Annotated in this window: 22 protein-coding genes; 16 read left to right on the plus strand and 6 right to left on the minus strand. The window is 61.8% G+C overall.

All coding sequences use genetic code 11. The annotated features are described in order from the left end of the window. Positions 1-84: 84 nt before the first annotated feature. Positions 85-1,686: an OpgD/OpgG family glucan biosynthesis protein gene (locus AC1D13_RS10560; protein ID WP_477666433.1), complete on the plus strand. Its 1,602-nt coding sequence runs from the start codon at positions 85-87 to the stop codon at positions 1,684-1,686. A gap of 72 nt (positions 1,687-1,758) precedes the next feature. Here AC1D13_RS10560 and AC1D13_RS10565 read toward each other — a convergent pair whose 3' ends face one another. Next, complete coding sequence (locus tag AC1D13_RS10565) at positions 1,759-2,274, minus strand: NUDIX hydrolase (RefSeq protein ID WP_457281505.1); 516 nt, start codon at positions 2,272-2,274, stop codon at positions 1,759-1,761. A gap of 8 nt (positions 2,275-2,282) precedes the next feature. Next, on the minus strand, positions 2,283-3,278 hold the full coding sequence (locus tag AC1D13_RS10570; RefSeq protein ID WP_477666434.1) for a LysR family transcriptional regulator: 996 nt from the start codon (positions 3,276-3,278) through the stop codon (positions 2,283-2,285). Between the two features lie 139 nt (positions 3,279-3,417). Here AC1D13_RS10570 and AC1D13_RS10575 point away from each other — a divergent pair, with 139 nt between their 5' ends. From AC1D13_RS10575 to AC1D13_RS10600, 6 genes are all read left to right on the plus strand, one after another. Then, positions 3,418-4,953, plus strand: coding sequence for a CoA-acylating methylmalonate-semialdehyde dehydrogenase (locus tag AC1D13_RS10575; RefSeq protein ID WP_477689507.1), 1,536 nt, complete (start codon positions 3,418-3,420; stop codon positions 4,951-4,953). 256 nt (positions 4,954-5,209) lie between these two features. Next, entirely contained in the window at positions 5,210-6,325 is a 1,116-nt protein-coding gene (locus AC1D13_RS10580; RefSeq protein ID WP_477666436.1) for a Re/Si-specific NAD(P)(+) transhydrogenase subunit alpha, read from the plus strand. Between the two features lie 79 nt (positions 6,326-6,404). Continuing rightward, positions 6,405-6,731, plus strand: a complete 327-nt coding sequence (locus AC1D13_RS10585; RefSeq protein ID WP_011485418.1) for an NAD(P) transhydrogenase subunit alpha part 2 — start codon at positions 6,405-6,407, stop codon at positions 6,729-6,731. After that, on the plus strand, positions 6,728-8,152 hold the full coding sequence (locus AC1D13_RS10590; protein WP_477666437.1) for an NAD(P)(+) transhydrogenase (Re/Si-specific) subunit beta: 1,425 nt from the start codon (positions 6,728-6,730) through the stop codon (positions 8,150-8,152). The genes AC1D13_RS10585 and AC1D13_RS10590 overlap by 4 nt, the downstream gene beginning before the upstream one ends. Before the next feature lie 166 nt (positions 8,153-8,318). Next, entirely contained in the window at positions 8,319-10,007 is a 1,689-nt protein-coding gene (locus AC1D13_RS10595) for a long-chain-fatty-acid--CoA ligase (protein ID WP_457281500.1), read from the plus strand. Between the two features lie 110 nt (positions 10,008-10,117). Then, positions 10,118-10,876: a 5'-methylthioadenosine/adenosylhomocysteine nucleosidase gene (locus tag AC1D13_RS10600; protein ID WP_457281499.1), complete on the plus strand. Its 759-nt coding sequence runs from the start codon at positions 10,118-10,120 to the stop codon at positions 10,874-10,876. Between the two features lie 107 nt (positions 10,877-10,983). Here the strand turns inward: AC1D13_RS10600 and corA are convergent, their stop codons facing one another. Together corA and AC1D13_RS10610 are read right to left on the minus strand one after the other, a co-directional pair. Beyond that, the gene (corA, locus tag AC1D13_RS10605; protein ID WP_477689508.1) at positions 10,984-11,973 is read right to left on the minus strand and encodes a magnesium/cobalt transporter CorA; all 990 of its coding nucleotides are present in this window, start codon (positions 11,971-11,973) and stop codon (positions 10,984-10,986) included. Positions 11,974-12,217: 244 nt separating this feature from the next. After that, complete coding sequence (locus tag AC1D13_RS10610; RefSeq protein ID WP_457281497.1) at positions 12,218-13,432, minus strand: patatin-like phospholipase family protein; 1,215 nt, start codon at positions 13,430-13,432, stop codon at positions 12,218-12,220. A gap of 462 nt (positions 13,433-13,894) precedes the next feature. On the opposite strand from AC1D13_RS10610, the gene hpf reads away from it, so the two are divergent. After that, complete coding sequence (gene hpf, locus AC1D13_RS10615) at positions 13,895-14,224, plus strand: ribosome hibernation-promoting factor, HPF/YfiA family (protein WP_007872838.1); 330 nt, start codon at positions 13,895-13,897, stop codon at positions 14,222-14,224. Positions 14,225-14,248: 24 nt separating this feature from the next. Here the strand turns inward: hpf and AC1D13_RS10620 are convergent, their stop codons facing one another. Continuing rightward, positions 14,249-14,575: a hypothetical protein gene (locus AC1D13_RS10620; RefSeq protein WP_457281665.1), complete on the minus strand. Its 327-nt coding sequence runs from the start codon at positions 14,573-14,575 to the stop codon at positions 14,249-14,251. On the opposite strand from AC1D13_RS10620, the gene AC1D13_RS10625 reads away from it, so the two are divergent. After that, on the plus strand, positions 14,465-14,938 hold the full coding sequence (locus tag AC1D13_RS10625; RefSeq protein ID WP_457281496.1) for a PTS sugar transporter subunit IIA: 474 nt from the start codon (positions 14,465-14,467) through the stop codon (positions 14,936-14,938). The genes AC1D13_RS10620 and AC1D13_RS10625 overlap by 111 nt on opposite strands. A gap of 68 nt (positions 14,939-15,006) precedes the next feature. Continuing rightward, the gene (hprK, locus tag AC1D13_RS10630) at positions 15,007-15,957 is read left to right on the plus strand and encodes an HPr(Ser) kinase/phosphatase (protein ID WP_457281495.1); all 951 of its coding nucleotides are present in this window, start codon (positions 15,007-15,009) and stop codon (positions 15,955-15,957) included. A gap of 230 nt (positions 15,958-16,187) precedes the next feature. Here the strand turns inward: hprK and fur are convergent, their stop codons facing one another. Then, positions 16,188-16,640 (minus strand): ferric iron uptake transcriptional regulator, encoded by a 453-nt coding sequence (fur, locus tag AC1D13_RS10635; RefSeq protein WP_457281494.1) that lies wholly within the window; start codon positions 16,638-16,640, stop codon positions 16,188-16,190. A 127-nt stretch (positions 16,641-16,767) separates the two neighbouring features. On the opposite strand from fur, the gene AC1D13_RS10640 reads away from it, so the two are divergent. The 6 genes from AC1D13_RS10640 to AC1D13_RS10665 all read left to right on the plus strand — a co-directional run bounded on the left by AC1D13_RS10640 (position 16,768) and on the right by AC1D13_RS10665 (position 22,738). Next, on the plus strand, positions 16,768-17,343 hold the full coding sequence (locus tag AC1D13_RS10640; RefSeq protein ID WP_457281493.1) for an outer membrane protein assembly factor BamE: 576 nt from the start codon (positions 16,768-16,770) through the stop codon (positions 17,341-17,343). Then, entirely contained in the window at positions 17,340-18,182 is an 843-nt protein-coding gene (gene dapB / locus AC1D13_RS10645) for a 4-hydroxy-tetrahydrodipicolinate reductase (RefSeq protein WP_477689509.1), read from the plus strand. The genes AC1D13_RS10640 and dapB overlap by 4 nt, the downstream gene beginning before the upstream one ends. A gap of 40 nt (positions 18,183-18,222) precedes the next feature. Next, positions 18,223-18,873: a MotA/TolQ/ExbB proton channel family protein gene (locus AC1D13_RS10650; protein WP_457281491.1), complete on the plus strand. Its 651-nt coding sequence runs from the start codon at positions 18,223-18,225 to the stop codon at positions 18,871-18,873. A gap of 106 nt (positions 18,874-18,979) precedes the next feature. Beyond that, a complete protein-coding gene (locus tag AC1D13_RS10655; RefSeq protein WP_477689510.1) occupies positions 18,980-19,426 on the plus strand; it encodes an ExbD/TolR family protein in 447 nt (148 codons plus the stop codon). 125 nt (positions 19,427-19,551) lie between these two features. Further along, positions 19,552-22,194: a leucine--tRNA ligase gene (gene leuS / locus AC1D13_RS10660; RefSeq protein ID WP_477689511.1), complete on the plus strand. Its 2,643-nt coding sequence runs from the start codon at positions 19,552-19,554 to the stop codon at positions 22,192-22,194. 37 nt (positions 22,195-22,231) lie between these two features. Further along, positions 22,232-22,738 carry an LPS-assembly lipoprotein LptE gene (locus tag AC1D13_RS10665; protein ID WP_477689512.1) on the plus strand — a complete coding sequence of 169 codons (507 nt, stop codon included), beginning with the start codon at positions 22,232-22,234 and terminating at the stop codon, positions 22,736-22,738. The last annotated feature ends 6 nt before the right edge of the window (positions 22,739-22,744 follow it).

Raw genomic sequence — 22,744 nt, forward strand, 5'->3', positions numbered from 1 at the left:
TTTGCGCCTGTCTGGGCTTTTCGGCCCTGTTGGCCGTGCGGCCGGCGGCACAATGGAATGCCCTTTCTTGCAGGAGCTGCCACTTTGCAACGACGTCAATTTCTTTCCCGCACCGGGCAGGCCGTCACGGCCGCCGGCATCGCCACCGGGCTGCCATGGCTTTCGTCACTGGCCCAGGCCGCGGGCCTCAAACCCGTGGGCAAGGCCCAAGCCTTCGACTACGCGATGCTCAAGGGCCAGGCGCGCGACCTGGCCGCCAAACCTTACCGGCCCCGGTCGACGACGTTGCCGTCCGGCATTTCGGACTTGAACTGGGACCAGCACCAGGCCATACGCTTTCGGGACGACCATGCCTTGTGGGGCGATGACAAGCTGCGCTTCGTGGCGAAGTTTTTCCACCTCGGCCTGTACTTCAAGACGCCGGTGCGCATGCACGAAGTGAGCAATGGCCAGGCGCAGGAGCTGGCCTATGACCCGGCCATGTTTGATTATGGGAAAAGCGGCGTGCGGGGCGACAAGCTTCCCGCCGATCTCGGTTTTGCCGGCTTCCGGCTGAATTTCCACACCGATCCGGTGCGTGACGTGGCGGCCTTCCTTGGCGCAAGCTACTTTCGCGCGGTGGGCGGCGAATGGCAGTACGGCCAGTCGGCGCGGGGCCTGGCCATCGACACGGCGCAAACTTTCCCGGAAGAGTTTCCGGATTTCATCGGTTACTGGCTCGAAAAGCCGGACCCGAAAGCGGCCTCGCTGACCGTCTACGCCCTGCTGGACTCGCCGAGCGTCAGCGGCGCCTACCGCTTTGTGATCACGCCGGGCGACACGCAGGTCATGGACCTGGACGTGGCGCTGTATCCGCGCAAAACCATTGACCGCATGGGCATCGCGCCATGCACCAGCATGTTCCAGACCGGCGAAAACGACAAACGCATGGGCTGGGACTGGCGCGGCGAAATCCACGACACCGACGGCCTGGCCATGCACAGCGGCACGGGCGAATGGCTGTGGCGTCCACTGACCAATCCGGCGCAATTGCAGTTCAACGCCTTTCAGGACGACAACCCGCGCGGTTTTGGCCTGATGCAGCGCGATCGCAACTTTGACCACTACCAGGACGACGGCGTGTTCTATGAAAAACGCCCGAGCCTGTGGGTTGAGCCCAAGGCGGGCTGGGGTGCGGGCGCGATACAGCTGGTGGAAATTCCGACCGCGGACGAAACCTTTGACAACATCGTGGCCTTCTGGAACCCCAGGGACAAGCCGCAGGCAGGGCAGGAGTTGCTGTTTTCCTACCGGCTGCACTGGGGTGGCGAACCGCCCGCCGCGCAAGGGCCGCTGGCGCGCTGTGTGGCCACACGTACCGGCCTCGGCGGCGTGGTCGGGCAAAAGCGCACGGCCTACACGCGGCGTTTTGCCGTCGATTTTGCGGGCGGCGACTTTGCCTTGCTGAACCGCGGGGCCCAGGTCAAAGCCGTGATCACCGCTTCGCGCGGCACGATTGAATTGACGTCGGCCCGGCCGCTGGACGCCATCAAGGGGTGGCGTGCCATGTTCGACCTGCGTCCCGATGGCGACAGCACGGCACCCATCAACCTGCGCATGCATTTGCAGGTCGACGGTCAGTCATTGACGGAGACCTGGTTGTACCAGTGGACGCCGCCGCCGGTGGCGCAACGAATTCTTTATTGAGGATTGCGCTGGCTGTCAGCGGGAAAGCGTTCCCGTTGGCGCCGCCAAATCGTGCATGGCTCGCGGCGCTTCCTACTTCTGGCTCAGCGGTGCATGCACGCTGGCATCCGTGGTCACCAGATCAAGCGGGAAGCGCCTGCCTGCCAGGTAATCTTCCATGCAGGTCAACAAGAGGGGGCTTCGGTGCATGTGAGCGCTCGCTCTTATTTCGTCGGCCGTCAGCCAGACCGTGCGCACAATGCCTTCATCCAGCGCCTGGCCTGCCACGTGCTCGCCCAGTTCGCCGCAGAACGCAAAGCGCAGGTAGGTGATGTCTTCGGATTCTTCCTGCCCGATGAGGGCCCGCTCAAAGCGGGAGAGATAGACCCCCACAATGGCGGTGGGCGTGAAATGGAAGGCGGTTTCTTCCAGTGTTTCGCGCACACAACCCTCAAAGGGACTTTCACCGGGATCCAGGTGGCCGGCGGGGTTGTTGAGCTTCAGGCCGTCCCGCGTTTCCTCTTCGACCAGCAGGAACCTGGAGACACCGTCGATCTTTTTTTCAATCACCGCAGCGACCGTGACGCTGGGTTTCCATCGTTTAATCATGCGCCGGATTATCCGTGGCCTTGATGACCGGGATCCTGACCGGCCGGCCAAGTGTGTTTGCTAGCCGAAAATCCGGCAGCGAAACTCTCGCGCAAATGTGCCACAAGGCATTGCACCGCCTTGGGCACTTGCTGCGACCAAGGCCTGAGGGCGTAAATGCGCTCGCCGAAAAATCCCTGCACCTGCCACTCAGGCAGCACCTGCACGAGCGGCGATGGCGCCGCGCTGCCACCCGCGGGTGCACTGAAATCCGGCAGCAGGCCGATGCCCAGGCCCGCCACCAGCGCTTCGCGCAGCACTTCGCTGTTGTTGGCCTTCAGTGTGCCCGTGATGTTCACGCCAACCTGCTCGCGGGATTTGCGCTTGCCGCTGCGCACGAAGGTCCAGCTGGCGGTGTTGTGGTTGCCCAGGTAAAGCAGGCAATCGTGCGCGGCCAGGTCTGACGGCTGCGCAGGCACGCCGCGGCGCGCCAGGTAGTCGGGGCTGGCCAGCAGGATGGAGCGCGTTTCGCACAACACCCAGGCCACATGGGTGTCGGGCGGCGCATTCGTGTGTCGTATCGCCAGGTCGAAGCCTTCATTGGCAAGGTTGACAAAGCGGTCGGTGAGTTCCAGTTCGATATGGATCTCGGGATAGCGCTTGAGGAAGGCCGCAACGCAGGGCGCCAGGTGCTGACGCCCCAGAGCGACCGGCGCTGTCACACGGATCAGCCCGCGCGGGGTTTCGACCAGGTCCTTGACGGCGGAATAGCTTTCGCTGATGCGGTTAAACGCCGGCTGCATGTCGTTCACCAATTGCTGGCCGGCCTCCGTCAGGCCTACGGAGCGCGTGGTGCGCCGCACCAGCGTCACGCCGGCGGCGCGCTCCAGCTCACTGATGCGCATGCTGGCCGAGGCCTTGGACATCCCGAGGCGGCGCGCCGCTTCGGTAAAGCTGCGTGTAGCCGCCAGGATGGTCAGCAGGTGAAGATCGGCGACAAGGGGCGATAGCTGGTCGGAAGACATGGAGGTCGAGAGGCCTATTGTTCAAAAATATGAACAATGTAATCACAAAACGGGGCATTATCAATTCGGCTGCGCAGCCCTAGACTGCGGTGAACCCCCAACGGCCAGTCCGGTGCCGCCACCTTTCAAGGATTGCAAAATGTCTTTATCCCCTGCTGCCTCCGCTTCACAAGCCACTATCGGCCACTACCTGAATGGCCGTGTGGCCGCGCCGTCTTCCGGGCGTAGCCAGGAAGTCTTCAACCCTGCAACGGGCGCGGTGTCGGGTTATGTCGCGCTTGCCAGCGGAACGGAGGTCGATGCGGCCGTGGCGTCAGCCCAGGCCGCCTTTCCCGCCTGGGCCGACACGCCGCCACTGCGCCGCGCGCGCGTGCTGTTCAAGTTCCTGGAACTGCTCAACCTGAACAAGGACAAGCTGGCCCACATGATCACCGCCGAGCACGGCAAGGTGTTCACCGACGCCCAAGGCGAGGTCTCGCGCGGCATCGACATTGTTGAATTCGCCTGCGGCATTCCGCAGCTGCTCAAGGGCGACTTCACCGACCAGGTTTCCACCGGCATCGACAACTGGACGCTGCGCCAGCCGCTGGGTGTGGTGGCCGGCATCACGCCCTTCAATTTTCCGGTGATGGTGCCGATGTGGATGTTCCCGGTGGCGATTGCCGCCGGCAACTGCTTTGTGCTCAAGCCCAGTCCCATCGACCCCAGCCCCAGCCTTTTCATGGCCGACCTGCTCAAGCAAGCCGGCTTGCCCGACGGCGTCTTCAACGTGGTGCAGGGCGATAAAGAGGCGGTCGACGCCCTGCTGGTGCACCCGGACGTGAAGGCCGTGTCCTTTGTTGGCTCCACACCGATCGCGAACTACATCTACGAAACCGGCGCACGCCACGGCAAGCGCGTGCAGGCACTGGGCGGCGCGAAGAACCACATGGTGGTCATGCCCGACGCCGACCTGGAGCAGGCGGTGGACGCATTGATCGGCGCGGGCTACGGCTCGGCCGGCGAACGCTGCATGGCGATCTCTGTGGCTGTGCTGGTGGGCAATGTGGCCGAAAAACTCATTCCCATGCTGGAAGCGCGCGCCAAAACACTGGTGATCAAAAACGGTGTGGAGCTCGACGCCGAGATGGGCCCCATCGTGACGGCCACCGCACACCAACGCATCACGGGCTACATCGATACCGGTGTCAAGGAAGGCGCCAAGCTGCTGGTGGACGGCCGCACCTTCACGGGCGCCCAGGCCGGTGCGGGTTGCGACAAGGGTTTCTGGATGGGCGGCACGCTGTTTGACCACGTCACACCCGACATGCGCATCTATAAAGAAGAGATTTTCGGCCCGGTGCTGGGCTGCGTGCGCGTGAAGGACTTTGGCGAGGCGGTGGACCTGATCAATGCCCATGAATTCGGCAACGGCGTGAGCTGCTTCACCCGGGACGGCCATGTGGCCCGCGAATTCAGCCGCCGCATCCAGGTCGGCATGGTGGGCATCAACGTGCCTATCCCGGTGCCCATGGCCTGGCACGGCTTTGGCGGCTGGAAAAAGAGCCTCTTTGGCGACATGCACGCCTATGGCGAAGAGGGCGTGCGCTTTTATACCAAGCAGAAATCCATCATGCAGCGCTGGCCCGAGAGCATCGGCAAGGGTGCCGAGTTTGTGATGCCGACAGCCAAATAGAAATAGCACGCCAGCCATCAAGGCAAACCGGCCCCAACCGCCATGTATTGGCAGGCGGGGCTTTTTTTATTGCGTGGCTTGACTCGGGTCAAAAACTGTAGACTGCCCTGACAAAAAATTGCAGAAATCTCATGTAAGCTTCATGACAGGTACAAAAAAGCGGATACGCAGACAAAGACACCGAGACAGATCGCGCGCAAGCTCGCCTGCGGGCTGACGTCAATCAAACCAACACCAACGTACTGAGGAGAGACCCATGCTCATTGGGGTACCCGCCGAAATCACGGCCGGAGAAACACGCGTCGCCATCACGCCCGAAACGGCCAAAAAGCTCAAGGCACAAGGGCACACCGTCCGTGTGCAGTCCGGCGCCGGGGTGGCCGCCAGCGTTCCCGATGAGGCCTACACGGCGGTCGGCGCGGAGATCACCGACGCGGCGGGCGCTTACGGCGCTGATATCGTGCTCAAGGTCCGCTGCCCGCTGGACAGCGAAATGCCGCTGGCCAAAGCCGGTGGTGTGCTGGTCGGCATGCTCAACCCCTTTGATGCCGCCGGCCTGCAGCGCCTGGCTACTGCCAAGCTGACGTCCTTCGCGCTGGAGGCCGCGCCGCGCACCAGCCGCGCGCAAAGCATGGACGTGCTCTCGTCGCAAGCCAACATCGCCGGCTACAAGGCCGTGATGATGGCCGCGGCCGAATACCAGCGCTTCTTCCCCATGTTGATGACGGCGGCCGGCACGGTCAAGGCCGCCCGCGTGGTGATTCTGGGCGTCGGCGTAGCCGGCCTTCAGGCCATTGCCACCGCCAAGCGCCTGGGCGCGGTGATTGAAGCCAGCGACGTGCGTCCCAGTGTCAAAGAGCAGGTCGAATCCCTGGGCGGCAAGTTCATCGATGTGCCTTATGAAACCGACGAAGAGCGCGAAGCTGCTGTCGGTGTGGGTGGCTACGCCAAGCCCATGCCGCCAAGCTGGCTCGAACGCCAAAAGGCCGAAGTCGCCAAGCGCGTCGCGCAAGCCGACGTGGTCATCACCACCGCGCTGATCCCGGGCCGCCCTGCGCCCGTGCTGGTCACCGAAGACATGGTCAAGGCCATGAAACCCGGCAGCGTGATCGTCGACCTGGCCGCACCGCAAGGCGGCAACTGCCCGCTGACCGAGCCCGGCAAAACGGTCGTCAAGCACGGCGTGACGCTGATCGGCCAGACCAATGTGCCGGCCCTCGTCGCCGCCGACGCCAGCGCACTCTACGCACGCAACCTGCTCGACTTCCTCAAGCTCATCATCACCAAGGAAGGCACGCTCAATGTCGACCTGGAAGATGACATCGTCGCCGCCTGCCTGATGACGCAGGGCGGCGAGGTCAAGAAGAAGTAACCCATTCGGGACCCATCGGATCAATTGGATTTAATCGGCCAGCCGGGTTCAAGCCGGCGCGGCCCTCACGGAGAAGACCATGGATGCAGTGTCACCCACCATCATCAACCTGATTATTTTTGTACTGGCCATCTACGTGGGTTACCACGTGGTGTGGACTGTCACGCCGGCCCTGCACACGCCGCTGATGGCGGTGACCAATGCGATTTCGGCCATCGTGATCGTGGGCGCCATGCTCGCGGCCGCGCTGACCGAAACGCCGCTGGGCAAAACCATGGGCGTGCTGGCCGTGGCGCTGGCGGCCGTCAACATCTTCGGCGGCTTTCTGGTGACGCGCCGGATGCTGGAGATGTTCCGCAAGAAAGAAAAGAAAGTAGCCGCGCCCGCTGAAGGAGCCGCCAAATGAGCATGAATCTCGTCACGCTGCTGTACCTGGTGGCCTCCGTCTGCTTTATTCAGGCGCTCAAGGGCCTGTCACACCCCACCAGCTCGATCCGCGGCAATCTGTTCGGCATGGTCGGCATGGCCATTGCCATGCTGACGACAGCTGCGCTCATCGTTGAAATTTCAGGCGGCAAAGCCCTGGGCATGGGTTACGTTCTGTTGGGTCTGGTGGTCGGCGGGGGCTATGGTGCCTGGCGCGCCAAGACGGTCGAAATGACCAAGATGCCCGAGCTGGTGGCCTTCTTCCACAGCATGATCGGTTTGGCTGCGGTCTTTATCGCCGTGGCCGCCGTGGCCGAGCCCTACGCTTTCGGCATCGCGCCCAAAGGCAGCCCCATCCCCACCGGCAACCGGCTGGAGCTGTTCCTCGGTGCGGCCATTGGCGCCATCACCTTCAGCGGCTCGGTGATCGCCTTCGGCAAGTTGTCGGGCACCTACAAGTTCCGCCTGTTCCAGGGCGCACCGGTGCAGTTTGCCGGCCAGCACAAGCTGAACCTGGTGCTGGGCCTCATTACCATCGGCCTGGGGCTGGTATTCATGTTCACGGGCAGCTGGCCAGCGTTTTTCGCGATGCTGGCGCTGAGCTTCGTTATGGGTGTGCTGATCATCATCCCTATCGGCGGCGCCGACATGCCGGTCGTGGTGTCCATGCTCAATAGCTATTCGGGCTGGGCGGCGGCCGGTATCGGTTTTTCGCTCAACAACTCCATGCTGATCATTGCCGGCTCGCTGGTCGGTTCGTCGGGCGCCATCCTTTCGTACATCATGTGCAAGGCGATGAACCGCTCCTTCTTCAACGTGATTTTGGGCGGCTTCGGCGGTGAGGCCGGCACGGCCGCCACCGGCGCCAAAGAGCAGCGCCCCGTCAAGTCGGGCTCTGCCGACGACGCTGCCTTCATCCTGGGCAATGCAGAGACCGTGATCATCGTGCCGGGCTACGGCCTGGCCGTGGCGCGCGCTCAGCACTCGGTCAAAGAGCTGGCGCAAAAGCTCATCGACAGGGGCGTCAACGTCAAGTACGCGATTCACCCCGTGGCGGGCCGCATGCCCGGCCACATGAACGTCTTGCTGGCCGAGGCCGAAGTGCCTTATGACCAGGTACATGAAATGGAAGACATCAACGCCGAGTTCGGCCAGGCCGACGTCGCCATCATCCTGGGCGCCAACGACGTGGTGAACCCTGCAGCGCACGTCAAGGGCAGCGCCATCTATGGCATGCCCATCCTGGAGGCCTACAAGGCCAAGACGGTCATTGTCAACAAGCGCTCCATGGCGGCTGGCTACGCGGGCCTGGACAACGAACTCTTCTACATGGACAAGACCATGATGGTGTTCGGAGACGCCAAAAAGGTGATCGAAGATATGGGCAAGGCCATCGAGTGATCGCGGGCTGCCGGGTTTTCCCGCGGCGGCGAGCCGCGGGCGCACCCCGATTTAGAGAGGCTTCCCTCCTTATTTCCCGGRCTTCCTAGGGAAAACGCAATAGCCACGAAGAGGGCACGCCATGAGAATCCATGGCAGTAAGCAATACGTAATGGAGAAGACAAACATGAATGCAGCGACCCTTGACCGCCCATGGCTCAAAGCCTATCCGCCGGGCGTTCCTACCGATATCGACGCGTCCCAGTACCCGTCGCTGGTCGCATTGATGGAGGAAAGCTTCAAGAAACACGGCAGCCGCGTCGCCTACAGCTTCATGGGCAAGGACGTGACCTTCGGCCAGACCGACAGCCTGTCGCTCGCCTTCGGTGCCTACCTGCAGAGCCTGGGCCTGGCCAAAGGCGACCGCATTGCCATCATGATGCCCAACGTGCCGCAGTATCCGGTAGCCGTGGCGGCCATCCTGCGCGCCGGCTATGTGGTGGTCAATGTGAACCCGCTGTACACGCCGCGCGAACTGGAGCATCAGCTCAAGGACTCCGGTTCGAAGGCGATTGTCATCATCGAAAACTTCGCCAACACGCTCGAGCAGTGCATTGCCGCCACGCCCGTCAAGCACGTGGTGTTGTGCGCCATGGGCGACCAGCTGGGCATGCTCAAGGGCGCACTCGTCAACTATGTGGTGCGCAACGTCAAGAAGATGGTGCCGGCCTTCAACCTGCCCGGCGCCGTGCGTTTTAACGACGCTGTGGCGCGGGGCACGCGCCTGACGCTCAAGCGGCCCGACATCAAACCCGACGACGTGGCCGTACTGCAATACACCGGCGGCACCACCGGTGTTTCCAAAGGCGCCGTGCTGCTGCACCGCAACGTGATCGCCAATGTGCTGCAGTCCGAAGCCTGGAACAGCCCGGCCATGGCGGCCCTGCCGGCCGGCGAGCAGCTCACGTATGTCTGCGCGCTACCGCTGTACCACATCTTCGCATTCACCGTGAACATGATGCTGGGCATGCGTACCGGAAGCAAAAACATCCTGATCCCCAATCCGCGTGACCTGACGGCTGTGCTTAAAGAGCTCTCCAGGCACAAGATCAACAGCTTCCCAGCGGTCAACACGCTCTTCAACGGCCTGGCCAACCACCCGGACTTCAACACGGTTGACTGGTCGCACCTGAAGATTTCGCTGGGCGGCGGCATGGCGGTCACGGGTGCGGTCGCCAAACTGTGGCTTGAAAAAACCGGCTGCCCGGTCTGCGAAGGTTACGGCCTGTCCGAGACATCACCCTCGGCTAGCTGCAATCCGACCAACAGCAAAGCCTTCACCGGCACCATCGGCGTGCCGATTCCCGGTACTTATTTCAAACTCCTTGATGACGACGGCAACGAAGTGCCACCCGGCCAGCCCGGTGAAATCGCCATCAAGGGGCCGCAGGTCATGGCCGGCTACTGGCAACGCCCCGATGAAACCGCCAAGGTCATGACGCCCGACGGCTACTTCAAGTCCGGCGACATTGGAGTCCTTGATGAAAACGGCTTCTTCAAGATTGTCGACCGCAAGAAAGACATGATTCTGGTGAGCGGCTTCAACGTCTACCCGAACGAGATTGAAGACGTGGTCTCCAAGCTCGACGGTGTGATGGAATGCGCCTGTGTGGGCGTTGCCGACGAAAAATCCGGCGAAGCTGTGAAGCTGGTCATTGTCAAAAAGAACCCCGACCTGACAGAAGCGCAAGTGCGCGAATATTGCAAAACCAACCTGACCGGCTATAAACAGCCCAAGGTGGTGGAGTTCCGCACCGACCTGCCCAAGACGCCGGTCGGCAAGATACTGCGCCGCGAACTGCGCGACAAGAAATAAACGGCAAGTTTCAGAGCTCGCCGCGCTTGCGCGGCAGGTTTTCTAGAGGGCGGCGCAAGCTGCCCTTTTTTCTGCGTCCCCGGTGTTGAAAGCGCGGGCAAAATCAGGCCATGACTTCCGCTGACACCTTCCCCCGCGCACCCACCGCCATCCTCAGCGCCCTTGCTGAAGAGCAGTCCGGCCTGATTGACCTGCTGGAAAACGCGCGGCAGGTGAAGCGCGCTGGCCGTGAGTTCTGGCTTGGTGCCCTGCACGGCCACCCGGTCGTGCTGGTGCTCGCGCGTATCGGCAAAGTGGCGGCTACCACCACGGCGGTGGCGCTGATCGAGCACTTCAAGGCCGGCCGCATTGTTTTCACCGGTGTAGCCGGTGGGCTGGGCGAAAGCGTGAATGTGGGCGATGTGGTGGTGGCCGACAGTTTTGTGCAGCATGACATGGACGCCTCACCGCTGTTTCCCCGCTATGAGGTGCCGCTGTACGGCAAGACGGTTTTTGAAAGCAACGCGGCTTTGACGTCGTTATTGCACGCGGCGGCGCTGGCTGCCGGTACGGTGCCGGCGTATCCGTCTGCGCGCGTCCACCGCGGGCTGATGATCAGCGGCGACCGTTTTGTCTGCAGCGCGCAGGAAGCTGCCGGTATCCGTGCGGCGCTGATTGCAGCAGGCCACACGCCGCTGGCGGTCGAGATGGAGGGTGCGGCCGTGGCACAGGTCTGCCATGACTACGGCGTGGCGTTTGCGTCGGTGAGAACGATTTCCGACCGCGCCGACGACACCGCGCACGTGGACTTTCCGGCATTTGTGGCGGAAGTGGCCAGCGTCTACGCGCGCGCCATTGTTGAAAAGTTGCTGCCGACGATTTCTGCCTGAGCGATTGCTATCTATTTAATAGCTGCTCGCGCTCGTCTTTATTGGATTACAGGCCGATTTGATGCAAAATTCAGCGCCCAAAACGATCCAGAACGCGGCAGACGACCTTATTGCAGCCAACCACGCTTCCTGAAGTACCACATGGGCACCACCGCGCTGGCAATCATCAGTCCCAGTGCATATGGGTAGCCATATGCCCATTCCAGTTCGGGGAAGTAGCCCTTGAAGTTCATGCCGTACACGCTGGCGATCAGCGTGGGCGGCAGCAGGGCGACGCTGGCCACCGAGAAGATCTTGATGATCTTGTTCTGGTTGATGTTGATGAAGCCGACCGTGGCATCCATCAGGAAGTTGATCTTGTCGAAGAGGAAAGCGGTGTGTGAATCGAGCGAGTCGATGTCGCGCAAAATCTGCCGCGCTTCCTCGAACTGCTCGGCGTTGAGCATCTTGCTGCGCATCATGAAACTGACAGCGCGGCGCGTGTCCATCATGTTGCGGCGAATGCGGCCGTTCAGGTCTTCGTGGCGGGCAATGGCGCCCAGCACTTCGCCGGCCAGGGCGTCGGTCACGTCGCCCGACAACACCTGCGCGCTTACTTTTTCGAGCTCGACATAAACGCCTTCCAGCGTGTCGGCGGAATACTCGGCGTCGGCGTCAAACAGCTTGAGCAGCACCTCCTTGGCATCCTCGATCAGCCCCGGGGCGCGGCGCGCGCGCATCCGCAGCAGGCGAAACACCGGCACGTCTTCGTCGTGGATGGAAAACAGCACACCCTTGCTCTTGAGGTCGTCGTTGACCAGGTTCAGGATGAAAGCCACCCGCACGGTGCGCGGTTCTTCGTCGTCGGCAATCAGGAAGTCGGAGCGGATGTGCAGCTCGCCGTTGTCTTCCTCGTAGAAGCGCGCGGACTCTTCAATGTCCTCGTCCATCGCGTCTTCCGGAATGGACAACCCGTAGTACTGCTTGATCCAGCGTTTTTCTTCGAGGGTGGGAGACTCCAGATCCACCCAGATGGGCTGGAATTTGGAGAGTTCTTCCAGGGATTCGATTTCTTCCTGGAAAAGCCGGCCGCTGGCCAGCGTGAAAATATTGAGCATGACTGACTGCCTATCGGTTCAGGGGCCGGCACAAGGCGAACGCTCAGGCCTTGCGCGAAAGCGCGGTAAAAGGGCGGTGGGATATGGCATCGCTTTCAACCCCCCTTTTCAACGTGAGCCTTTGCAAGCCTGGCGTCAGTCTGCGGTGTTGAAAGCTAGCAACTAGGACTGCTTTCCAAGGATTTCTCCGTAATGAATAAGCGGCGATTATGGCATTTCACACCTGGTTTATCCACCGCTTGCGCTACATAAAAAACTCGATGAGCTCGCTCTTTCGCGCGTAAGCGTCCTGTTCGCCCAGCGCCATCAGCGCCTTGACAAACCCCGGTTCGAAAAGCAGGTAGCTGGCCAGTGCGGCGCCTCCCGGACTGCCTTTGGCGCCCAGCGCACCCAGGCCAGCCAGCGCGTTGTAGGTTCCCCGCGGTAATTCGCCGGCGTGGGCTTGTGCCAGTGCGTCGAGCGACTGTGACGGTGCAATCGCCAACACGTCGACGGGCCGGTAGGGCATGACAGCCGCGATTTCGCGCGGCATCTGCCGCACGGTTTTGCTCACGCGCTGAGCCTGCTCCACGTCGGCCTGCAGCGTGTCCTGAAACACACTGGCCATGGCATGGCCGGCAATGGCGCCCAGCGTGGGCCGGCCGCTCACGTTCGGCCCGTTGCTGCCGACGAAACCGGCGCGCTCGGGTTGCCCCACGCCGATCACCAGCACCTTGCTGGCCCCAAGGTGCAAGGCGGGTGAGAGCGGGGAGCTCTGGCGCATGGAACCATCGCCAAAGAACTCGCGGTGGCCGTCCACCCAGAGCGGTGTGGAGGGGAACAGGAAGGGAATGGCGCTGGAAGCCATCAGGTGTTCGATGGTGACGGGCTGGAACTCTGCACGCCGCCCTGGCCGGCTCCAGAGATCGGCGTGGCGGCCGGCAGCCATCTGGCAGAACGTCCAGTGCACGCCGCTGCTGTAGCTGGAGGCCGTGATGGCCAGCGCGTGAAGGGTTTTATCCTGCAGCGCCTGCTCGATATGGCCCAGCGAAATGGCATGGTGCAAGGTGTCGACCAGCGGTGTGTTGTCCAGCAGGGATTGTTGCGCCCGCACCTGCTGCGACAAAAACAGCGCCGCCGCAATGCGGCTTGAGCGGATCCACGCGGGAACCTTGAGCTGGTAAACCTGCGATGAGCGCAATGTGGTCCAGAAATTGGCCAATCGGCCGAACGCCTGCAAGCCTTCACCCGCATGGCTTGCCAGGAAGGCCGCGTTCAACGCACCGGCTGACGTGCCCACCAGGATTTTGAACGGGAATTTCGGGTCAGCCGCACCGCCCTGCACGCTGAGCATGGTTGACAGGGCGTGAAGCACTCCCGCCTGGTAGGCCGTGCGTGCGCCGCCGCCCATGAGGACAAGGGCATTTTGCGCCTCGTCAGGGCGGGTTAACGCAGAAGAAATGATGGTCTCAAGCGACATGGCCGGGCCGGGTATGCGGCGGACGTGGTGAAAGCAGGCGGGGCATGAGCTTGATCGGCTGGTGTTATGGTTTTTTCGCCATGGGGCGCTGTTTCAGTCTTTGCCATTGCCCCATTGATGGGGCCGGGCCGGCTGCGGGCAATTGTGTCAGCATGATGCCGCCGCGAAAGACTTCCTGCAAGTCCGCTGGCTTGGCCGCTACACGGTTTGACTTGGTAAAAATCCAGAAGAATCAAAGGCCTTCAGGCGCTGTCAGGGCGGCACGCCAGCACGCAGCGCATGCAGTGAAATGGGGTCAAGGAGTTTTTCATAAGGTTTCATTATTTATTGCGGCGCAAGGTTGCAATTGCGGGGCATCGGGCGCATAGTGAATCCAAGAGAGTGTCCCCGTCCGCTGCCTCGCCTTCATGGGCCCGGCAGTGTTTTCAACCCAGCTCCAACCTTGGAAAAAGGAGTCTCTTTATGAACTTGACGATCAGCGGCCACCATCTTGAAGTTACCCCCGCGCTACGCGGTTATGTGACAAGCAAGCTGGATCGGATTACCCGGCATTTCGACCAGGTAGTAGACGTAAAAGTCCTGTTGACAGTGGACAACATGAAAGAAAAGGAAAGACGCCAGCGGGCCGAATGCAATGTGCATGTCAAGGGCCGCGACCTGTTTGCCGAGAGCTCCCACGCTGATCTTTACGCCGCAGTTGATGAATTGACAGACAAGCTGGACCGTCAGGTTGGGCGTTACAAAACCAGAACCCAGGATCACCACCACGTTGCTGCCAAGCGCCAGGCCTGAAGGTCTTTTCGGGCTGTCCCTTTTTCAGGGTGTGCGGCTTCTCCCGAAGGGCCGCATGTCACCGATGGCGTGCAGGCGGAAAACCTGCATCGCACGTTTTCTGTCGCGGCGAATCTGCAGGGCATCTGCAGGCGCGCCAAACCAGACGCCGAAGCCGCTTGTGGCGCCAAGCGGCTTTTTAATGCCTTTTTTGCGGTCAACCCGCTGCAAAGTGCATAATTCGGCGACTAAAAGATTGTTATGAACCGTCTTTCGCAAATTTTGCCCCCCTCCCAGGTTCTGGTCAGCGTTGAAGCAACCAGCAAGAAACGCGCTTTCGAGGAAGCCGGTCTGCTGTTTGAAAACCAACATGGCCTGAACCGCGCATTGATCACGGACAGCCTGTTCGCCCGCGAACGCCTGGGCTCCACCGGGCTCGGCCATGGCGTGGCGATTCCGCACGGCCGGATCAAGGGCCTCAAGGCCCCCATGGCGGCCGTTTTCCTGTTGCAGGCGCCTATTGGCTTCGATGCGCCGGACGAACAGGCCGTGGCACTGCTGATTTTTCTGCTGGTTCCCGAGGCAGCCACTCAAAAGCACCTCGAAATTCTTTCGGAAATTGCCGAATTGCTCAGCGACAGCTCCTTGCGCGAGCAACTCAAGACCAGCACCGATGCCGCTGCGCTGCACAACCTGATTGCTTCCTGGCACTCCGTCCACGAAGTCAGTTCTTAGATGTGGTGTTGCACGGTTGCACGCTGTCCGGCCCGGCAGGGTCTTGAACAGGAAAAGTACAAGGCCGCATGAAGCCCACCGTTGTCAGCGCTGACGTTTTATTTGAAGACCACCGCGCCGCCCTGAAATGGGAATGGGTTGCCGGCCTCGGGGCCTCCGAGCGGCGTTTTGACGAAGTTGCCGTGCGGGCTGCACGCTCCGGTGCTGACCTGGTCGGTTACCTCAACTACATTCATCCCTACCGCGTGCAGATCCTGGGCGAACGCGAGGTTGCTTACCTCACGAATGCCAGCCCCGAAGACTGCGCCCGGCGCATTTCCCGCATCATCACGCTGGAGCCGCCGGTGCTGATCGTCGCCGACGGCCAGACTGCGCCGGACACGCTGCTGTCCATGTGCGAACGCGCCCAGTTGCCGATGTTCGCTACGCCCGAGTCGGCTGCTTTCGTGATTGACGTGCTCAGGGCCTACCTGTCCAAGCATTTTGCCGACCGCACTTCCATGCATGGCGTGTTCATGGACATCCTGGGCCTGGGCGTCATGATCACCGGTGAATCCGGACTGGGTAAAAGCGAACTGGGGCTGGAACTGATTTCGCGCGGACACGGCCTGGTGGCCGACGATGCGGTAGACCTGTACCGGATCAACCAGACCACGATTGAAGGACGCTGCCCGGAACTGCTGCAAAACCTGCTGGAAGTACGCGGCATCGGCCTGCTCGACATCAAGGCCATTTTTGGGGAGACGGCGGTGCGCCGCAAGATGCGCCTGAAAATGATCGTGCACCTGGTGCGCCGCGAGACGCTGGAGCGCGATTACGAACGCATTCCGTATGAGCCGCTGACGCAGGACGTGCTGGGCATCCCGGTGCGCAAGGTCATCATCCAGGTGGAAGCCGGCCGTAATATCGCCGTGCTGGTCGAGGCCGCCGTGCGCAATGCGATCCTGCAGCTGCGCGGCATCAATACCTACCAGGATTTCGTGGAGCGGCACCGCCGCGCCATGGAACAGGATGACTAGGGCCCCCACGGTCGCTCACTGCGTGTAGCTCCCTGCCCCCGAGGGGGCCGCTGCGCCTGCGGCCCGGCAAAGCCGGTTCCGCGGCCCCTGCTGGAACAGAATCCTCGCGACCTCGGACCGCTCGCTACGGTTTCTTCACACCTTCTACGCGGTGGATTTCTAGATTGCTATCAAATTAGTAGCTGCTTGCGCAAGTGAGCAAAGGGTTTCAGGCCATTTTTTCTCAAAACTCAGGCGTGATGATGCCGTACCGGTGCGCCGTTGCGGTTGGGGCACTTGTCCTTGGTGCAGTTGGCATAGATCGACAGTGAATGATCGGCAATGGTGAAGCCCTTGGCTTTGGCGACGGCATTCTGGCGTTTTTCGATCTCGGCGTCGTAAAACTCCTCGACCTTGCCGCAATCGAGGCAGACCAGGTGGTCATGGTGCTGGCCTTCGTTGATCTCGTAGACCGCTTTGCCCGATTCGAAATTGCTGCGGTTCAGCAGTCCGGCCTGCTCGAACTGGGTCAGTACCCGGTAGACCGTGGCCAGGCCGATGTCCGACCGGTCTTCCAGCAGCACCCGGAACACATCTTCGGCTGTCATGTGGCGCTGTTTGCCCGCCTGGAAGATCTCCAGGATTTTCAGGCGTGGCAGGGTTGCCTTGAGGCCGGTGTTTTTCAGTTCGTCGATGTTGCTCATGGGAAAACTCTCTGGGTGAAACCGCTGTGTAAAGCGGTGGTGCGACCCTTCTGGGCAGGTGCCGGCCGGGGGTCCCCAGCCGCTACAATGAACGATCATATCGCTACACCCCCTCACTATGTCAGCCATGCCTGCAAATCATCGTTACAGCGCCAAAACCGCTTTCCTGCTCCTGGCCTGCACGGTGCTGGCGTCCTGCAGCAGCCTGAGCAACATGAGCAGCAGTTCGATCAACCCGGTCAACTGGGTCACGCCCTATAAGGTGGACGTCATTCAGGGCAATTTTGTCTCCAGGGAGCAGGTTGAGCTGCTTCGCCCCGGCATGACGCGTGAACAGGTCAAGGCCATCATGGGAACGCCCCTGATGGCCAGCCTGTTTCATGGCGACCGCTGGGACTACGTCTTTACGCTGAAGCGCCAGGGCGTGGAGCCCCAGTCGTACAAATACACCGTGTTTTTCAAGGGTGACCAGCTGGAGCGCTTTGAAGGCGACGCCATGCCGAGCGAAACTGAATTCATTGCCAAACTGGGCAACCGACGCAAACTGGGCGATGTGCCCGTGCTGGAAGCCACCGAAGAGCAGCTCACCAAGGCTTCCACAAAGGTCAAAGCCAATCCGGCGGCAGCCACTTCGGCGCCCACCAGTACGCCGGCGGGCTCTCCGTCTGCCTCCTATCCGCCGCTCGAAAGCCCGAAACAGTGAGCGGGGCCGGCTCAATCCAGGCGACCCAGGCCAGACGGCACCGGGTCGCGGTGGCGGGCGCCAGCGGCCGCATGGGCCAGATGCTGATTGAGGCCGTCGGCGCCAGTGCCGACTGCCAGCTGACCGGTGCGCTTGATGTGGCTTCCAGTCCCGCCATCGGCAGCGATGCCGCCGCCTTTTCGGGACGCATGAGCGGCGTCCTGATCAATGCCGATCTTCGGCAGGGCCTGAAAGATTCCGGCGTGCTGATTGATTTCACGCGTCCCGAAGGCACGCTGGCCCATCTGGCGGCTTGCCGCGAGCTGGGTGTCAAGCTGGTGATCGGCACCACCGGTTTTTCCGATGCGCAGAAAACCGAAATAGCCTCGGCGGCCAAAGACATCGCCATCGTCATGGCTCCGAACATGAGCGTAGGCGTCAACGTCACGCTCAAGCTGCTCGAGATGGCTGCTCAGGCCCTGTCTACCGGCTATGACATCGAAATCGTCGAGGCGCACCACCGCCACAAGGTGGATGCCCCATCCGGCACCGCACTCAAGATGGGTGAAGTGATTGCCGGTGCGCTGGGTCGCGACCTCAAGGATTGCGCCGTCTATGCCCGCGAAGGCGTGACGGGCGAGCGCGACCCGTCGACCATCGGTTTTGCGGCCGTGCGTGGCGGCGACGTGGTGGGTGACCACACCGTGATGTTTTTGGGCACCGGCGAGCGTATCGAAATTTCCCACAAGTCATCCAGCAGGGCCAACTATGCCCAGGGCAGCTTGCGTGCCGCGCGCTTCCTCGATTCGCACGCCACCGGCCTTTTTGACATGTTTGACGTACTGGGCCTGAAAAAATGAATGCGGTGCCGGCCACGGCAGTTTCGGAGGTTTTAACCTGATGGACTTCTTCAGCCTGATGACCCAGGGCGGCATCGTCAGCCAGCTGGTGGCGGCCTTGTTGCTGGCCATGTCGGTCGCGAGTTGGGTCGTGATCCTGTGGAAGGCCTGGCTGCTTCAGCGTGCCGCCAAAGACGTGGCACGCAGTACCGCTGCTTTCTGGCAGTCGACCTCTGTAGAACAAGCCCGGGAGAAAGTTGCCGCCTTCGACCGCGAGGCGCTGGTGTTGCCTCTCATTGTTGCCACGGACATCCAGGCCGGCGGTACGCTGGCGTCGGCGGGCGACAAGTCCCAGCAACTCACCCGCGTGTTGCGCGACGCCCTTCATGACATCCTGGACAAGCTGCAGTTCGGTCAGGTGCTGCTGGCTACCGTCGGTTCTACGGCTCCCTTTGTGGGGCTGCTGGGTACGGTCTGGGGCATCTACCACGCACTTGTCGGCATCGCTTCAGCCGGCCAGATCACCATCGACAAAGTCTCCGGCCCCGTCGGCGAAGCGCTCATCATGACGGCGGCAGGCCTGGCGGTAGCGATTCCAGCCGTGCTGGCGTACAACATTTTCGGCCGTCGCGTCGGCCGTATCGAGGCCGACCTCGAAGGCTTTGCACGCGATTTGCGCGAACTGTTTTTATCAACAGCGTCATCAAAATGAAAAGCACATTTTTTCGACGGGCCGCCCCTGGAAAAAATGGCCCCAAAATTTGGGGAAAGGGGCAGCGTACCGCCGCAGGCCCACGAAGTGAAAAGCGTGGGGGCTCATGAGTTTCGGCCGCCTCGAACGTACCCAGGGCCCGCAGCCCATGAGTGACATCAACGTCACGCCGCTGGTCGACGTGATGCTGGTGCTGGTGGTCATTTTCATCATTACAGCTCCGCTGCTGGCCAGCACCATCCGGCTCGACCTGCCAAAAACCGAGGCGGCCAAGCCGGCAGATGCGCCGAAATTCGTCACGCTGGTGGTCGACAGGGCCGGCCAGGCTTTCCTGAATGACAAGCCCTTGGGCCTGGATGAACTTGCCCGCCGGTTGGCGGAAACTGCCGGCCAGAATCCCGACACCGAAGTGCAGTTGCGCGCGGACGAAGCCGTGCCTTACGGGAAAGTCGTGGAAGTCATGGGCGTGGCGCAAAAAGCCGGGCTCAACCGCATCGGCTTTGTGGCAGATCCTGTTCCGTCCGCGGCTGCCAGCCCTGCGGCGGCCCGGTAACCTGCGCAGAGCCGCCCAGCATCTAAAATCGGGGATCGCCCTTTGGCCGCGTGGCCCCGTATGGCGGGGCCGGAGCCTTTCACGGCCTCCATTTTGTTATCCCGTTTTCGCCTTTCCGGTTCTCCATGCAAGACAAATACAACCACCTCGACGTTGAGCGCGACGCTCAAGCCCACTGGACCGCAGCCGACGCCTACCGCGTGACGGAAGACGCCAGCCGCAAGAAGTACTACGCCTGCTCCATGCTGCCCTACCCCAGCGGCAAGCTGCACATGGGCCACGTGCGCAACTACACCATCAACGACATGCTCACGCGCCACCTGCGCATGAAGGGCTACAACGTATTGATGCCCATGGGCTGGGACGCCTTCGGCCTGCCGGCCGAAAACGCCGCCATGAAGAACGGCGTGCCGCCGGCGCAGTGGACCTACGACAACATCGCCTACATGAAAAAGCAGATGCAGGCGATGGGGCTGGCCATCGACTGGAGCCGCGAAGTTGCCACCTGCGACGCGAGCTACTACAAGTGGAACCAGTGGCTCTTTCTGAAGATGTTGGAAAAAGGCATTGCCTACCGCAAGACCCAGGTCGTGAACTGGGACCCGGTCGACCAGACTGTGCTGGCCAATGAGCAGGTGATCGACGGCAAGGGCTGGCGCACCGGCGCCGTGGTGGAAAAGCGCGAGATCCCGGGCTACTACCTCAAGATCACCCAGTACGCCGACGAACTGCTCGACAGCGTCAGCAACAAATTGCCCGGCTGGCCCGAGCGCGTCAAGCTGATGCAGGAAAACTGGATCGGCAAGAGCGAAGGCGTGCGCTTTGCGTTCACGCACGACATCCAGGACGCCTTCGGCAAGCTGATCGGCGAGGGGAAGATGTATGTCTTCACCACGCGCGCCGACACCATCATGGGCGTGACCTTCTGCGCCGTGGCGCCGGAGCACCCGCTGGCGCAGCACGCCGCCGTGTCCAATCCAAAAATCGCCGCCTTCATTGAAGAATGCAAGGCCGGCGGCACGACCGAAGCCGAGCTGGCCACGCAAGAGAAAAAAGGCGCGCCCACCGGCCTCTTCGTCACGCATCCGCTCACTGGCGACAAGGTGGAAGTCTGGGTCGGCAACTACGTGCTCATGAGCTACGGCGACGGCGCCGTGATGGGCGTGCCCGCACATGACGAGCGCGATTTCGAGTTCGCCAAAAAATACAAACTGCCGATCAAGCAGGTGGTCGACGTCAAGGGCCAGGCCTACAGCCTGGACGCCTGGGCCGACTGGTATGGCGACAAGCAGCTGGGCGTGACCATCAATTCCGGCAAATACGACGGACTCCATTTCAAAGCTGCGGTAGACGCCGTGGCCGCCGACCTGGCGGCCAAAGGCCTGGGCGAGAAGAAAACCACCTGGCGCCTGCGCGACTGGGGCGTGAGCCGCCAGCGCTATTGGGGCACGCCCATTCCCATCATCCACTGCGAAGAGCACGGCGCCGTGCCGGTGCCTGAAAAAGACCTGCCCGTGGTCTTGCCGCAAGACTGCGTGCCCGACGGCTCGGGCAACCCACTGCACAAGCACGCGGGCTTTCATGCCGGCGTGGTCTGCCCCGTCTGCGGCAAGCCCGGCCGCCGCGAGACCGACACCATGGACACCTTTGTCGACTCGTCCTGGTACTTCATGCGCTACTGCGACCCGAAGAACGGCGACAAGATGGTGGCCGAAGGCGCCAACTACTGGATGCCGATGGACCAGTACATCGGCGGTATCGAGCACGCCATCCTGCATTTGCTTTACGCCCGCTTCTGGACCAAGGTGATGCGTGACCTGGGCCTGGTGAAGGTCGACGAGCCTTTCACCAAGCTGCTCACGCAGGGCATGGTGCTCAACGAGGCCTTCTCGCGCGTGACCACCGGCAAGCAGTATTTCTGGGCGCACGAGCTCGATATCGTGCGCGACGAGCACGCCAAGGTGATCTCCGCCACTTCCAGGGCCGACGGCTTGCCGGTGCCTTACGAGGGCTGGACCACGATGTCCAAGTCCAAGAACAACGGCGTCGACCCGCAGGACCTGATCGAAAAGTACGGCGCGGACACCGCCCGGCTCTACACCATGTTCACCGCGCCGCCCGACACCACGCTGGAGTGGAACGATGCGGCGCTCGAAGGCTCCTACCGCTTCCTGCGCCGTGTCTGGAACTTCGGCGTCAAGCTCCATGCTATGAATTCAGGAGCTGAGGGCGCAGAGCCATCGGGTGCTACAGCCTCTTTTGACAAGGAAACCAAAGCGCTGCGCCTGGAAATTCACACAGTGCTCAAACAGATTGACTACGACTACCAGCGCATGCAGTACAACACGGTAGTGTCGGGCAACATGAAGTTGCTGAACGCGATGGAGGACTTTAAAGGTGCCTCGTCTGCAGGTGCAAACGCTGCGCTGCGCGAAGGCTTCAGCATCCTGCTGCGCTGCCTCTACCCGGCCACGCCGCATCTGGCGCATGCGCTCTGGTCACAGCTCGGCTACGCGGCGCGGCACGGTGAACTGCTCGACGCCCCCTGGCCCGAAGTCGACGCAGTCGCGCTGCAGCAGGATGAGATCGAGCTGGTGTTGCAGATCAACGGCAAGCTGCGCGGTTCTGTCACCGTTCCCGCCGGTGCCGACAAGGCTGCGATTGAAGCGGCTGCGCTGGCATCCGAGGCATTCGTCAAACAGGCCGCAGGTGCGCCCGCCAAGAAGGTGATCGTGGTGCCAGGCCGGCTGGTCAACATCGTCATCTGAGTCATTTGAGACCGCATCAACCCAAAGAAGGCAGCCCATGCAGCGTCGCACATTCTTTTCCCTGTCGGCTTCTGTTGCCGCCCTGAGCCTGAGCGGATGCGGCTTCGCGCTGCGCAAGGCCCCCACCTTTGCCTTCACCACACTCTATTCGGGCCTGGCTGAAACCTCACCGCTGGGCGTGGAACTCAGGCGTTCGCTGCAGGCGACCCGCAAAGTGGAGGTGATCACGGATGGCCGCAGGATCAATGAGGCGCAAGTCGTCCTCGATGCACTGGGCGATCAGCGCGAAAAAGTTATCCTGAGCCGCAATGCTTCGGGCCAGGTACGCGAGTTTCAGCTGCGCCTGCGTTTTCGCTTCAAGCTGCGTACCCTGGCGGGCAAGGAACTCATCCCCGACACTGAAATCATGCAGCAGCGCGACATCAGCTTCAATGAGTCCGCGGTATTGGCAAAGGAGGCCGAAGAAGCCCTGCTGTACCGCGATATGCAGAGCGATGTCGTCCAGCAGATCATGCGCCGCCTGGCGGCGGTGACGGAACTCTGAAACCTC

This window comes from Polaromonas sp. P1_E12 (genome assembly GCF_056405975.1).